Raw genomic sequence first — 13,421 nt, forward strand, 5'->3', positions numbered from 1 at the left:
CATGCGCCTGATTGCCGCCATTGTGGCGCTGACCCTGGTTGCGATCGGTGCCGGTGCCCTTGCCGGCCTGCATCTGTTTGCGGCCGCCGAACGCGTCGCCGACGCGAAGAAGAGCGCCACGCCGCCGCCGCTTGCGTCGAGCTACACCGGCAGCGCGCGGCTTCGAAAACTATCCCCGATCGTGACCAATCTCGGCGCGCCGGCCAACAACTGGGCCCGTGTCGAGGCCTCCATGGTGACCGAGAGCATGAGCGACGAGGACGCCGGCATCCTGGCCGCCCATATCAGCGAGGACATCGTCACCTATCTGCGATCGGCCTCGGTCGCGCAGTTCGAGGGATCGCGCGGGCTCCAGCATTTGCGCGATGACCTCGCCGAACGCGCCAATGTCCGCTCTTCGGGCAAGGTGCGCGAATTGATCATTGAGACGTTGGTGATCCAGTGAAATTGAGAGTCCTGCTGCTCGCGTTGATTCTGGCCGTGCTGCCCGAGATGGCGTTCGCCCAGATTCCGGACCTCACCTCGCTGCTGCCGCCCGGAAACGGCTCGACCAGCGGCCGCATCATCCAGCTGATGGCGCTGATCACGGTGCTGTCGGTGGCGCCGGGACTGCTCATCATGGTGACGAGCTTCACGCGGTTTGCGGTGGCGCTGTCGTTCCTGCGCTCCGGCCTCGGCCTCCAGACCACGCCGGCCAATCTGGTGCTGGTCAGCCTCGCGCTGTTCATGACGTTCTACGTGATGGCGCCGACCTTCGACCGCGCCTGGGAGACCGGCGTCCAGCCTCTCATGAAGAACGAGATCTCGGAGGAAGAGGCTTATCTGAAGATCACCGATCCGTTCCGCGAGTTCATGCTGGCTCACGTCCGCGACAAGGACCTCCAGACCTTCGAGGCGCTCGCCGCGGAGAGCTTCCGCAAGAAGTTCGACGACAAGCGCATCGATTTGCGCGTCATCATTCCGGCCTTCATGATCTCCGAGCTCAGGCGCTCGTTCGAGATCGGATTCCTCATCATGCTGCCGTTCCTCGTCATCGACATGATCGTGGCGACGCTGACCATGTCGATGGGCATGATGATGATGCCGCCGACGATCCTCGCGCTGCCGTTCAAGATGCTGTTCTTCGTGCTGATCGACGGCTGGAATCTGCTGGCCTCCGGACTGGTGCGGTCGTTCTCGTAAGAGCCGCGATCGTCGGCTGGCCGGTTATGGTTAGCGGAGGGTAATATTAACCATATGATATTGCAGCGGAATTCAAGCGGATCTTAATCCGCGGGCAAGATTCGACGTGCTAGCAATGCGTCACGGCGGGTTGGACCCCACCCACATCAGTCCAAAGGCATGATGCCGCCCCTCCGTACCGGTGCAAGTCCGGTATGTCCCCTCGTGAAAATGTAACGCGTACATAAAGGGACATTCGCAATGTCAAGCCTGCTTACGAACTCGACCGCCATGACCGCGCTCCAGACCCTGCGGTCTGTCAGCTCGCAACTTTCCAGCACGCAGACCCGCATCTCCACCGGTCAGCGCGTGTCGACTGCTTCGGACAACGCTGCCTACTGGTCGATCGCAACCTCGATGCGCTCCGACAACGCCGCGCTCTCCGCCGTCTCCGACTCGCTCGGTCTGTCGGCCGCGACCGTCGACACCGAATATACCGCTCTGAACACGGTCATCGGCGACAAGGACTCCGGCCTGACCAAGCTCCAGGCGCTGCTGGTCGAAGCCAAGACCGCCGGTATCGACCGCTCCAAGATCCAGGCCGACGTCACCCAGATCCAGCAGCAGATGAAGTCGACGGCCAACGCGGCGACCTTCAACGGGATCAACTGGCTGAGCATCGACACCACGGCCTCGTCGTCCACCGCTACGCCGACGAGCTTCAGCCTCGTGTCGTCGTACTCGCGTGTCGGCGGTACGCCCACCATCGGCTCCATCACTGTGACGACCGCCAATTACGCGCTCTACACCACCGGCGGCTCGACCGCCACCGGCATCCTGGATACGGTGGTCGGCGGCTCGACCGGCGCGTCGATCGACACGATCAGCATCGGCTCGCTGACCGACTCGGCGGCTGACCAGACCAAGCTCGATGGCTACATCGCGCAGGTCACCACTGCGATCAACTCGGTGGCCTCGGCCGCCGCCAATCTCGGTGCCGTCAAGAACCGCATCTCGACCAACACGGAATTCGTCAAGACCCTGATGGACTCCGTGGACCGCGGTGTCGGCCAGCTCGTCGACGCCGACATGAACCAGGAGTCCACCCGCCTGGCGGCCCTTCAGGTCCAGCAGCAGCTCGGCGTGCAGGCGCTTTCGATCGCCAACAACAGCAGCCAGAGCATCCTGTCGCTGTTCCGCTAAACCTCAACTCATCTGGGGGAGGGCCGCGCTTCTCGCGAAGCGCGGCCCTTTTTTGTCTGGCGTGACGCCGCGCCATGATCCTGCCCCGCTGTTGCGGCCGGGTCACAGAGCCACAAGCCTCGCACAAGCTTCGGCGGGTAACCTCTCTGCTACGACAGATTGGGCTCCTCATCCGCATTTCCGCGGCCCAAAGGCATGACGCCGCCCTGTCGTACCGGTGCAAGCCCGGTATGTCCCCAAAACTCAATTCAATCTTCAAAGGGACATCAAAATGGGTTCAAGTCTGCTTACCAACTCGTCTGCAATGACCGCGCTGCAGACCCTCCGCAACGTCAGCACGCAGCTCGCGACCACGCAGAACCGGATCTCGACCGGCCAGCGCGTCTCGACCGCTTCGGACAACGCTGCCTACTGGTCGATCGCAACCTCGATGCGCTCCGACAACGCCGCGCTTTCCGCGGTCTCCGACTCGCTCGGTCTGTCGGCCGCGACCGTCGACACCGAATATACCGCCCTGACCTCGGTCATCGGCGACAGCAGCTCCGGCCTGACCAAGCTCCAGGCGCTGCTGGTCGAAGCCAAGACCGCGGGTATCGACCGCACCAAGATCCAGGCTGACATCACCCAGATCCAGCAGGACATGAAGCTCAAGGCCAACTCGGCGACGTTCAACGGAATCAACTGGCTGAGCATCGACACCTCGACCTCGTCCACGGCCACGCCGACGAGCTTCAACCTCGTGTCGTCGTACTCGCGCGTCGGCGGTACGCCCACCATCGGCTCCATCACGGTGACGACCGCCAATTACGCGCTCTACACCACCGGCGGCGCAACCAAGACCGGCCTCCTGGATACGGTGGTCGGCGGCTCAACCGGCGCGTCGATCGACACGATCAGCATCGGTGCGCTGACCGACTCGGCGACTGACCAGACCAAGCTCGATAGCTATATCACGCAGGTCACCACCGCGATCAACTCGGTGGCCTCGGCCGCCGCCAATCTCGGTGCCGTCAAGAACCGCATCGCGACCAACACGGAATTCGTCAAGACCTTGATGGACTCCGTGGACCGCGGTGTCGGCCAGCTCGTCGACGCCGACATGAATGCGGAATCGACGCGCCTGCAAGCCCTCCAGACCCAGCAGCAGCTCGGTGTGCAGGCGCTCTCGATCGCCAACCAGAACAGCCAGAGCATCCTGACGCTGTTCCGCTAAGTCGCGGCTTCAAAAACGACCGTGCTCCCTCGGGAGCACGGTCTCCGCCATGAACGGCGGATATGGCGGCACAAGATGTGCCCGCAATCGATCTCCCGACGCCAGATTTTTAAGCAACACGCCGTAGCCGATCGCGCTGCGATGCGTCCGGCCGTGCGCCTGTTGCCGATACCCGTGATTGCGTCACTGTAAAATTGCAACGCCTCGCCTGCGAACTGACACATTCGCGTTCTCGCGCAACCTTCAGACAAGGTTGGCAGCGGAGTGTCCCATATGTTCGCATTGGTACGAGGTCATATGCTCAGTCGTGCGCAGATACAGCAACTGCTCAACAATCTGCTGGAGCTTGGGCCGCGACGCCTGATGGCCTTGGGACTGATCGGCTTTGCCGTTCTCGTTACCGTCGTCGGCGGCGCCTATTATCTGAGCCGGCCTGAATTCGAGACGCTCTATACCGGCCTCTCCCGCGAAGACGTGACGCGCATGGGCGCGGCGCTGCGCGAACAGAATATTGCCTTCGACGTCAATACGGCCGGAGACGCGGTCTCGGTGCGCCCGAGCCAGACCATGCAGGCGCGGATGCTGCTCGCCGAGAAGGGGCTGCCGACCAGCGCCAATTCCGGTTACGAGCTGTTCGACAAGATCGGCTCGCTCGGCCTGACCTCGTTCATGCAGGAAGTCACGAAGCTGCGCGCGCTCGAAGGCGAGATCGCGCGCACGGTGCAGTTGATGAAGGGCGTGAAGGCGGCGCGGGTGCATATCGTGATGCCGGTGCGCGGCTCGTTCCGCGCGACGCAACAGCCGCCTTCGGCGTCGGTCGTGCTGCGCACCGACGGCGCGATCGAGGCGCGCACGGCGCAGTCGATCCGTCATCTCGTCGCGGCCGCCATCCCCGGCATGAGCCGTGACAAGGTGACGGTGCTGGATGCCGACGGTTCGATGCTGCTGGCCGAGGAGGACGAAGCCACCGCTGCGCCGACCAAGATGGCGAGCCTCCAGAAGACGGTCGGCGGGATGGTGCAGGAGAACATCCGCAAGGCGCTGACGCCGTATCTGGGTCTCGACAATTTCGAGGTCAGCGTCGCGCCGCAGCTCTCCACCGACAAGCGGCAGGTCAACGAGACCGTCTACGATCCGGAGAGCCGCGCCGAGCGTTCCGTCCGTAACGTGCGCGAGAAGGAGTCGTCGCAGAACGCGGACCGTTCGACGCCGACCACGGTGCAGCAGAACCTTCCCGATCAGCAGGTCAACGGCGGCGGTACCAAGAATTCCAGCGAAGACAAGACCCGCCGCGAGGACGTCACCAACTTCGAGGTGTCGTCCAAGACCACGACGACGGTGAGCGACGGCTATTCGGTCAAGAAGCTCTTCATCGCGGTGCTGGTCAACCGCGCGCGCCTCGTCGCCGATCTCGGCGACAAGAGCAACCAGGCCATCGTCGATAGCAAGCTCGCTGAGATCAGCCAGCTCGCGGCAACCGCCGGCGGACTGGACAAGCAGCGCGGCGACCAGATTCAGGTCACGGCCGTCGACTTCATCGAAGGCTCGCGCGAGCTCGCGCCGGTGCCGCCGATCAGCTTCGTCGAGATGATCAACAAGCAGCTCGGCAGCGTCATCAACGCGGTGACGATCCTGGCCGTGGCTTCGATGCTGGTCTGGTTCGGCCTTCGCCCCGCGGTCAACGGCATCCTGACCCACCGCGCGGCGCAGGAGCAGACCGAGGCGGCGGAGGCCGCCGAGCTTGAAGCAGCCACGGCGCTTGCATTGGCCGAGAGTCAGGACCCCGAGCTCAACCTCGTCGAGGACCTCGAAGGCAAGATGCAGCGCACGCCGCAGAAGCGGCTGGAGCAGATCGTCCGGCTCGATCAGATGCAGGCAGCAGCGATCCTTAAAGACTGGATGCGACGTGAGGAGGCGGCATGAACGCGGCAATCGGAAAACTCCTGACGCAGTTCGACGCGAGCGGCCGGGTCAAGTCGCCGCCGCCGCCTCCGCCGCCCAAGATCCAGGACGTGCTGACCAGGCCGAAGGAGGCCCGGCGCGAGCCGCAACCTCAACCGCAGCCTCAGGCCCATTCGCAGCCGCAGCTTCAGTCGCCGCCTCCGGCGCCCGCGACGGAAGCCCCGCCGGTCAATCTCCTTGATGATGCGTATCGGCGCGGCCATGCCGCCGGCGTTGCGGAAGGCGATGCCAGGGTCGCCGAGGAACGGGTGCGCAGCGCGATCCGGCTCGGCGAGGAGCGGGCCAAATGGTCCGACCAGCAGGCGGTCGCGATCGTGAGTGGCTTCGAGGCGGCTTGCCGCGAGATCGAGACCAACATTGCGAGCTCCGTTGCCCGAATATTGCTGCCGTTCCTCGCCGATGCGGTCCGCGACAAGGCGATCGGGTCGCTGGTCGAGCAAATCGCGGCGCTGACCGGCAATTCGCCGGTGCCGGTGTTCAAGATCACCGGCCCGAGCGAATTGCTTGACCTGGTGAAGACGCAGCTCGAGACGGCCCGGCGAACGGGCATCGAGTACGAGGCGGCCGAGACTCTCGAGGTCCGCGTCGTCGCCGACCAGACCGTGATCGAGACGAAGATCGCGGCCTGGAGCGAGCGCCTGAACGAGGCACGCCGGTAGTCCGCCATGGTGGAAGAGGTCAAGCAAGAGCTCGTGATCGTCCGCCGGCGCAGCGCCTTCGCCGAGGAGGCGCATCACGGTGGGGTGTGGAAGATCGCCTATGCGGACTTCATGACCGCGATGATGGCGTTCTTTCTGGTCATGTGGCTGCTCAACGCGCTCAACCAGGACCAGAAGCAGGTGGTCGCGAGCTATTTCAACCCGATCAAGCTCGCGGAGAACGCACCCGCCCCGAAGGGTCTCAAGGATCTCTCCAAGAAGGAGCCGACTTCGTTCGAAGGCCAGGACGGCAGGCGTCAGCCGGCTGGGCCGAGCGAGGAGCGGCGCGGTGACTCCCCGACCGCCGAGAAACCGCCCTTCTACGAAGAGAAGGTGCTGTTCCGCGATCCCTATGCGACGCTTGCCGAGATCGCCAATAGCGCGAACCAGGCCTCGGGCCAGCGCCGCGCCGGCGCGCTGACGTCCGCGGAAGAGGACGGCCTCAAGGGCGGCGACGCCTACCGCGATCCCTTTGATCCCGGCTATTGGAAGCTGGCGCCGCAGGCGTCCAAGGATTCGGATCGCTTCATCGAGAGCGAGCCCAAGCCGAATGCGTCCGCGCGCGACAACGCGACCGGGACGGGCCAGGGCGAGCCGCAGCCGCGCCGTGCCAAGGCGGATGATGCCGGCGGAAGCGTGGCACCGAACGCCGATGCGTCGTCGGCAACCCTGTCGCCGCTGCTGCCGCCGGGGCCCGCGCCGTCGCAGACCTCGCGCGACGGCAGCGCGCAGGCGAATGCCCAGCCGGGTGCTCAGGCCGGTGCCACTGCGCAAGGGCGTCCCGGCGATACGCCGAAGGATTCCGAACCGCGCGACGCCGCGCAAACGCAGCAGCCGACCGTCAAGCAGCTTCAGTCCGCGATCGCGGATGCGCTGTCCGACATCAAGGCGGGCGCGGGACCGGTGGCCGAGGTGCGTCAGGTCGAGGAAGGTCTGCTGGTCAGCCTGACCGACGATGCGAGCTTCGGCATGTTCGCGGTCGGCTCGGCCGAACCGCGGCCCGAGCTCATCCGCGTGATCGACAAGATCGGGCCGCTGCTGATGAAACGCCAGGGCATGATCATCGTCCGCGGCCACACCGACAATCGGCCGTACAAGTCGGAAACTTACGACAACTGGCGGCTGTCGACCGCGCGTGCGCAGATGGCCTATTACATGCTGGTCCGCTCCGGCGTCGATGCGCAGCGGATCGAGCACGTCGAAGGCTACGCCGACCGGCGGCCGAAACTTCCGAACGACCCGGCGGCCGCGCAGAATCGCCGGATCGAGATCCTGATCCGGGAGAAGCGCCCTTGATCAGGCCGCTCCTCCGTGCCGCCCTGCTGGTGCTGCTGCCGTTCGCGGCGGCGCGCGCGCTGGCCGATCCGGCGCCGGCTCCGGCGTCGACATCGGGTGAACCCTATGAGCTCGTGCGCGCGTTGCAGGCCGTGCAGGACGGCATCGCCAACGGCGACACCGCGGCGCATGGCGGCCACATCGCGCTGATCCGGCAGATCGGCGAGAAATTTCTCGCCGCCGATGCGAGCGTGTGGAGCAATCCGCAGAACAGCCAGGCCGTCGTCATCTACCTGCTCAGCGGCGGCGCCCCGCAACTGGTCCGCAAGCTGCCGCGCGACAAGATGAACGTCGACGGACGGCTGTTCGACGGCGCGCTCGCCTATGTCGAGGGCCGACAGGACGAAGCGCGCGAGCTGCTCAAGGACGTCAAGCCCAGGACGATTCCGTCGGGTCTGGGCGGACAGGTCGCGCTGGTCCAGGGCGCGCTGTTCGCACGCACCGAGGCCTCGCTCGCGATCGAGCGTCTGGACGACGCGCGCCTGCTCCTGCCTGGCACGCTGGTGGAGGAGGCGGCGCTGCGGCGCGAGATCCTGCTGGTCGGGCAGGCCGAGGATTTCGACAAGTTCGAGTTCCTGACGCTGGCCTATATCCGCCATTACCGCAACTCGATCTATGCCGGCGATTTCTGGCAGCGCTTCTCCACCGGCCTGACGCAATCGAGCCTCGCTCTCGACGAGCGCCGCTTTGCGCGGATCGTCACCATGCTGGAGCAGATCGATCGCAGTAGCCGCCTCAAGCTTTATCTCGTCATCGCGCGCAGTGCCATGGTGCGTGGACGGATGGCCGTGACCCGGCTCGCCGGCGAGCGGGCGCTGGCGCTCAGCGCCGATGCCTCGGCGGAGCGCGAGCGTGCGCATTTCTTCCGTGGCGCCTCGCGGGTGCTCACCGACGAATATGACGGCGGCCTCGCCGAGCTGAAGGCGTTTGACCGGTCGAAGCTGCCCGAGCGCGACCTTCCCCTGCTGAATGCAACGCTCCAGCTCGCGCTCGACGTCCGCAAACCGTTCGCGGGCGGATCTGCCGCCACCGCCGACAAGCCTCCGGCCACGCCGGCGCGTCTCGATCTCGCCTCATCGACGGCGACTCTCGCGCGTGCGCGGAAGGAGCTCGGCGAACTCGAACATCTCACCAGGGATCGCCGCCCATGACCAAGCTCAGCGGAACCGCCGGACAGGTTTTTTCGGGGCTCGCCGAGAGCCTCAATATGCGCGGGACGTCGCGCTCGGCGAAGGGCGCCGGGACGAAATCGCAGGCGGATTCATCGTTCAACGATCTGCTCCACACCGTCTCGAACCTGGCCAAGCGGGCGCTCAAAGACGAGGGCGGCGATACGACCGTGAAGGCCGGAACGTTGCGCACGCACCTGGTGCATTCGGCCGAGAAGGACGATGCGGTGCACGAACGCACCGAGGCGGCCGACGAGACCAAGTCCAGTCACAAGTCGTCCGACCAGAACACCGACCAGTCGTCGGAGACGCAAAGTCCGGCCGACCAGGCCGCGAAGGCGGACGTTTCGAGCCGGCCGAGCATTCCCGCGATCGTCGGACAGGAGCTCGCCGCCGTGCCGGCCGTGAAGCTGCAGGTGCAGTCGCCGGCGGGGGACAGGAAGGACGCGTCGGCGCGCGACGAGCGCTCCTCCACGGCGAAGGGCGAGGTTCAGGCTGCGGGCATGGCGAAGGTTGCCGCCGCCGAGTCCGCGCCGCCCTCTGCCGGTCCGACAGGCACGCGCTCACAGGCCGCGGCTTCGCAGGCGGCGGCCGCCGCGCCGCAGGGCAACGAGAGTTCGTCAAAGGCAATGCCCGCGACGCCGGGCTTCGAGGCCGTCACGGCCAATGTCGAACGCGCGGTCAAGGCCTCGGCCCGGGAGGCATTGCCCGAGGCGACCAAGGTCACCGTGGTCCAGCAGGAGACCCATCTGCCCCCGGCGCAGTTCAACGCGCCGCAACAGGTCGCCAATGCGGTGGTCGCCGAGCTGAAGGAATCCTCGGCACCGGCGGCGTCCGCAGCCGCCGATCTCGCCGGAGCCCAGACCAATGCACCGGACCAGCCGCTCAAGATCCTGACCGTCAACCTCGAGCCGCCGGCGCTCGGCAATGTCACCGTGCGTCTCCGCCTCGTCGGCTCGGAGGTCTCCATCCATCTCGCGGCCGAGCGCAAGGACACGAGCCAGATGCTGGATCAGCAGCGCGACTCGATCCGCGAACTGATGCAGTCGGCCGGCTACGTCGCCGACGTCGCCCCCGTCCAGCACGGCTCGCTGGACGGATTCCAGAGCGGCTCCGGCCAGTCGCAGCCGCAGCTCTCGGGCCAGCAACAGCCCTCGTCACAGTCGCAAGGCTCGTTCGACGGCGCCGGCACGTCGTCGGGACAATCGGACGGCGATGCGAGACAGGCCCGGCAGGAGCGCCAGTCCAACCAGGAGACGCGTCATGACCAGGACGTGGCGCCGCAGATTCGTCGCGGCCCTGTTTATCTGTAACGCGGGCGCCGCCGAGGCGGCCGCCGACAGCGCGCGCCCCTGCGAGCGCGAGATGGCGCGTGCGGCCCAGCAGCACGGCATTCCGCTCGGCATTCTCTATGCGGTCGGCCTCACCGAGACCGGACGGCGCGGCGCGCTCCATCCTTACGCGCTCGGCGCCGACGGCCAGACCGTGTTCGCCAAGGACATGAACGACGCGATCGCGAATTTCGAGGCGATGCGAAGCAAGGGCATCAAGCTGATCGACCTCGGCTGCATGCAGATCAACCACTATTATCACGGCGACAAATTCGCCTCGGTGCGGGCGATGTTCGATCCTGTCCGGAACGTCGACTACGCCGCGCGCTTCCTGAAAGAACTGAAGCAGCGCGAGGGAAGCTGGACCATGGCGGTCGCCCGCTACAACGCAGGCCCGAACAACCAGCCGGCGCAGAAGCGCTATGTCTGTCACATCGTCGCCCATCTCGTCTCGAGCGGCTTCGGCGCGTGGACCGACAAGGCGCGCTCCTTCTGTCAGCCGAAGACAACCTGACAACATGAAGTTGTGCATGGTTCCCGACCATCAGCCCCGCGCAAGCAAGAACCCTCATTGTAACTGCACCCTACCAAAGGAGCCCAATCCATGAGCCTGTATGGTGTTATGCGCACCGGCGTTTCCGGCATGTCTGCGCAGTCCAACAAGCTGTCGACCGTCTCGGACAACATCGCAAACGTCAACACGACCGGTTACAAGCGGGCTTCCACCGAATTCTCCTCGCTGATCCTGAAGAGCGGTTCGGGCAATTACGATTCCGGCGCCGTCGAGACGACCGTTCGCTACGCCATCAGCGACCAGGGACATACGCAGTTCACCACGTCGACCACGGATCTCGCCGTCCAGGGCAACGGCTTCTTCGTGGTGTCGAACGCCAACAATACGCAGCAGTATCTGACGCGAGCCGGCTCGTTCGTACCGGACGCCCAGGGTAATCTGGTCAACGCGGCCGGCTTCTACCTTCTGGGACAGCCCGGCCTCGTGACCAATTTCTCGCAGAACAGCCTCGCGGGAATGCAGATCGTGAACGTCGCGCAGGTCTCGCAGGTGCCCGTGCCGTCGACGGCGGGAACGCTCACGACCGGCAATCTGGATCCGACAGCGGCTGTCATTGCCGGCCCGCCGGGTCCGGCGTCATATTCATCGAAAAGCTCGATCGTGGCCTACAACAATATCGGCCAGGCCGTTACGCTTGACGTTTATATGTCCCACACCGCGACGGCGGCCGGCTCGGACACCTGGCAGGTTCAGGTCTATGACTCCGCGACGGCTACCTCGCTCGCTGCCGCCACCACTTTCACCTTCGATACCACGGCAGCCGGAAAAGGTGCGCTGGCCGCCGCGAGCCCGACGGGTCTCACCGTAACCGTCCCCGGCGGCGCAGCGCTGACCATGGACCTGTCGAACATGACGCAGGTCGGCACCGACTTCAGCTTCAAGGCCACCGTCAATGGCAGCGTTCCCGCGGCCATCGACAAGGTCAATGTCGACGAGGCGGGTCACGTGACAGCCACCCTCAAGAACGGGCAGCAACTGACGCTCTACACGATCATGCTCGCCGACGTCGCGAGCCCGGATAATCTGACGCCTGAGCCGGGCAACGTCTTTTCGACCAACATGAATTCCGGCAATGCGCAGGCCGCGAACGCCGGCACCGGCGGGCTCGGTACGATCCAGTCCAGTGCCCTGGAAGATTCCAACGTCGATCTCGCGGACGAACTCACCGGGATGATCGAGGCGCAGCGCGGCTTTACGGCGAACTCGAAAACGTTCCAGACCGGCTCCGACCTTCTGGACGTCGTCGTCAACCTGAAGCGCTGAATCCTCAAGCGCTCATCCCGGGCCAGAGCAAATCATGTCCCTTACCGCCGCTCTCGACTCCGCCCGCGCTTCGCTCATGGCGTCGGGTATCCAGTCGTCGACCATCTCGCGCAACATTGCCGGTGCCAGCGCAGCCGGCTATTCGCGCAAGATCGCCGTGCTGGACAACCTCCCCGGGGCCGGCGTCTATGTGGCGGCGATCCAGCGCGCCGCCAGCTCGGGTCTCTACAACAACGTCCTGGTCGCGACCTCGTCGTCGGCCAAGCAGAGCGCGATCTATGACGGTCTCCAGAAGATCGCATCTGCCACGGTGGACGATACGGAGCTCGACCAGTCGCCGACGGCGCAGCTCAATGCGCTGAAGAAGGCGCTGCAGCAATATGCCAACGCCCCGGACAACGCCACGCTGGCGCAGGCGGCGGTCACGTCCGCCAAGGACATGGCAACCGCGCTCAATCAGGCGACCCAGACCGTGCAGTCGGTTCGTGAGGGCGCCGATGCCGACATGAAAACGTCGGTTCAAAACATCAATCAGCTGCTCTCCCAGTTCCAGACCGTGAACACCGAGATCGTGAAGGGCACGATCTCCGGCGACGACATCACCGACTATCTCGATCAGCGCGACAACATTGTCTCGCAGCTGTCGCAGGAGCTCGGCGTCACCATGTCGCTCCGACCTAACGGCGACGCGGCGCTCTACACCGATAGCGGCGTCGTGCTGTTCGACAAGACGGCGCGAACGGTCAGCTTCACGGCGACCAACATCTATGCGCCCGGCACCACGGGCAATGCGGTCTATATCGACGGCGTGCCGGTGACCGGCGCCAATTCCGTGATGCCGCTGAAGTCGGGCAAGCTTGCAGGCCTTGCTCAGCTGCGTGACCAGGACGCGGTCACCTATCAGAGTCAGCTCGACGAAATCGCGCGCGGCCTGATCAATACATTCAGGGAGAGTGATCAGACCGCAGCGGCGCTCCCCGACGTTCCGGGTCTCTTCACTTATCCCGGCGCGCCGGCGATGCCGGCGAGCGCCACGGTCTCGGTCGGCCTGGCCGGCCTGATCAGTGTTGCGGCATCGGTCGATCCGGCGCAGGGCGGCAACCCCAATCTGCTGCGCGACGGCGCGATCAGCGGTAACGTTGCATACCAATACAACACCGCCGGCAACGGCGGCTACTCGATCCGGTTGCAGCAGCTCATCGGCGGCATGGATGCGTCGCAGCCGTTCGATGCAACCACGCAAGGCAAGCCGAGTGGCAGCTTGATCGACTTCGCGTCGTCGTCGACGAGCTGGATCGAAAACCAGCGCAAGACCGCGGACTCCAACGTCACCTACCAGAAAACGCTGCTCGACCGCAGCACCGCGGCGCTGTCCAACGTCAGCGGCGTCAACATGGACGACGAGATGTCCCTGATGCTTCAGGTCGAGCGCACCTATTCGGCCTCGTCGAAGATCATCTCGACCGTCGACGAAATGTTGCAGAGCCTGCTGGCCGCCGTGGGGAATTAAGC

At 65.2% G+C, this 13,421-nt stretch carries 12 protein-coding genes; all 12 read left to right on the plus strand.

Annotation, left to right across the window (positions count from 1 at the left end):
- Position 1 precedes the first annotated feature (1 nt).
- The 12 genes from BM118_RS09775 (at position 2) to flgK (ending at position 13,419) form a co-directional block, all read left to right on the plus strand.
- Positions 2-445 (plus strand): flagellar basal body-associated FliL family protein, encoded by a 444-nt coding sequence (locus BM118_RS09775; RefSeq protein ID WP_092184661.1) that lies wholly within the window; start codon positions 2-4, stop codon positions 443-445.
- Complete coding sequence (gene fliP / locus BM118_RS09780; protein ID WP_092184664.1) at positions 442-1,182, plus strand: flagellar type III secretion system pore protein FliP; 741 nt, start codon at positions 442-444, stop codon at positions 1,180-1,182. The genes BM118_RS09775 and fliP overlap by 4 nt, the downstream gene beginning before the upstream one ends.
- A gap of 240 nt (positions 1,183-1,422) precedes the next feature.
- Complete coding sequence (locus tag BM118_RS09785) at positions 1,423-2,364, plus strand: flagellin N-terminal helical domain-containing protein (RefSeq protein ID WP_092184666.1); 942 nt, start codon at positions 1,423-1,425, stop codon at positions 2,362-2,364.
- A gap of 271 nt (positions 2,365-2,635) precedes the next feature.
- On the plus strand, positions 2,636-3,577 hold the full coding sequence (locus BM118_RS09790) for a flagellin N-terminal helical domain-containing protein (RefSeq protein WP_092184668.1): 942 nt from the start codon (positions 2,636-2,638) through the stop codon (positions 3,575-3,577).
- Positions 3,578-3,874: 297 nt separating this feature from the next.
- Positions 3,875-5,500 (plus strand): flagellar basal-body MS-ring/collar protein FliF, encoded by a 1,626-nt coding sequence (gene fliF, locus BM118_RS09795; protein ID WP_177234168.1) that lies wholly within the window; start codon positions 3,875-3,877, stop codon positions 5,498-5,500.
- Positions 5,497-6,198: a hypothetical protein gene (locus BM118_RS09800; protein ID WP_092184672.1), complete on the plus strand. Its 702-nt coding sequence runs from the start codon at positions 5,497-5,499 to the stop codon at positions 6,196-6,198. Before fliF ends, BM118_RS09800 begins: the two co-directional genes overlap by 4 nt.
- 9 nt (positions 6,199-6,207) lie before the next feature.
- A complete protein-coding gene (locus BM118_RS09805) occupies positions 6,208-7,533 on the plus strand; it encodes a MotB family protein (protein ID WP_092186115.1) in 1,326 nt (441 codons plus the stop codon).
- Positions 7,530-8,723, plus strand: coding sequence for a chemotaxis protein (locus BM118_RS09810; RefSeq protein WP_092184674.1), 1,194 nt, complete (start codon positions 7,530-7,532; stop codon positions 8,721-8,723). Before BM118_RS09805 ends, BM118_RS09810 begins: the two co-directional genes overlap by 4 nt.
- A complete protein-coding gene (fliK, locus tag BM118_RS09815) occupies positions 8,720-10,054 on the plus strand; it encodes a flagellar hook-length control protein FliK (RefSeq protein WP_092184676.1) in 1,335 nt (444 codons plus the stop codon). The genes BM118_RS09810 and fliK overlap by 4 nt, the downstream gene beginning before the upstream one ends.
- Positions 10,005-10,586: a transglycosylase SLT domain-containing protein gene (locus BM118_RS09820; protein WP_092184678.1), complete on the plus strand. Its 582-nt coding sequence runs from the start codon at positions 10,005-10,007 to the stop codon at positions 10,584-10,586. Before fliK ends, BM118_RS09820 begins: the two co-directional genes overlap by 50 nt.
- 90 nt (positions 10,587-10,676) lie before the next feature.
- Positions 10,677-11,909 carry a flagellar hook protein FlgE gene (locus tag BM118_RS09825; RefSeq protein ID WP_092184680.1) on the plus strand — a complete coding sequence of 411 codons (1,233 nt, stop codon included), beginning with the start codon at positions 10,677-10,679 and terminating at the stop codon, positions 11,907-11,909.
- A 34-nt stretch (positions 11,910-11,943) separates the two neighbouring features.
- Positions 11,944-13,419 (plus strand): flagellar hook-associated protein FlgK, encoded by a 1,476-nt coding sequence (gene flgK, locus BM118_RS09830; protein ID WP_092184682.1) that lies wholly within the window; start codon positions 11,944-11,946, stop codon positions 13,417-13,419.
- Positions 13,420-13,421 lie beyond the last annotated feature (2 nt).

The organism is Bradyrhizobium sp. cf659 (genome assembly GCF_900113725.1).
Taxonomy (GTDB): Bacteria; Pseudomonadota; Alphaproteobacteria; order Rhizobiales; family Xanthobacteraceae; genus Bradyrhizobium.

Excerpts from the sequence above, each read along its gene's own strand:
- BM118_RS09775 (WP_092184661.1), top strand. The coding sequence starts at position 2 with ATGCGCCTGATTGCCGCCATTGTGGCGCTGACCCTGGTTGCGATCGGT.
- BM118_RS09785 (WP_092184666.1), top strand. The coding sequence starts at position 1,423 with ATGTCAAGCCTGCTTACGAACTCGACCGCCATGACCGCGCTCCAGACC.
- BM118_RS09790 (WP_092184668.1), top strand. The coding sequence starts at position 2,636 with ATGGGTTCAAGTCTGCTTACCAACTCGTCTGCAATGACCGCGCTGCAG.
- fliF (WP_177234168.1), top strand. The coding sequence starts at position 3,875 with ATGCTCAGTCGTGCGCAGATACAGCAACTGCTCAACAATCTGCTGGAG.
- BM118_RS09800 (WP_092184672.1), top strand. The coding sequence starts at position 5,497 with ATGAACGCGGCAATCGGAAAACTCCTGACGCAGTTCGACGCGAGCGGC.
- fliK (WP_092184676.1), top strand. The coding sequence starts at position 8,720 with ATGACCAAGCTCAGCGGAACCGCCGGACAGGTTTTTTCGGGGCTCGCC.
- BM118_RS09820 (WP_092184678.1), top strand. The coding sequence starts at position 10,005 with ATGACCAGGACGTGGCGCCGCAGATTCGTCGCGGCCCTGTTTATCTGT.
- BM118_RS09825 (WP_092184680.1), top strand. The coding sequence starts at position 10,677 with ATGAGCCTGTATGGTGTTATGCGCACCGGCGTTTCCGGCATGTCTGCG.
- flgK (WP_092184682.1), top strand. The coding sequence starts at position 11,944 with ATGTCCCTTACCGCCGCTCTCGACTCCGCCCGCGCTTCGCTCATGGCG.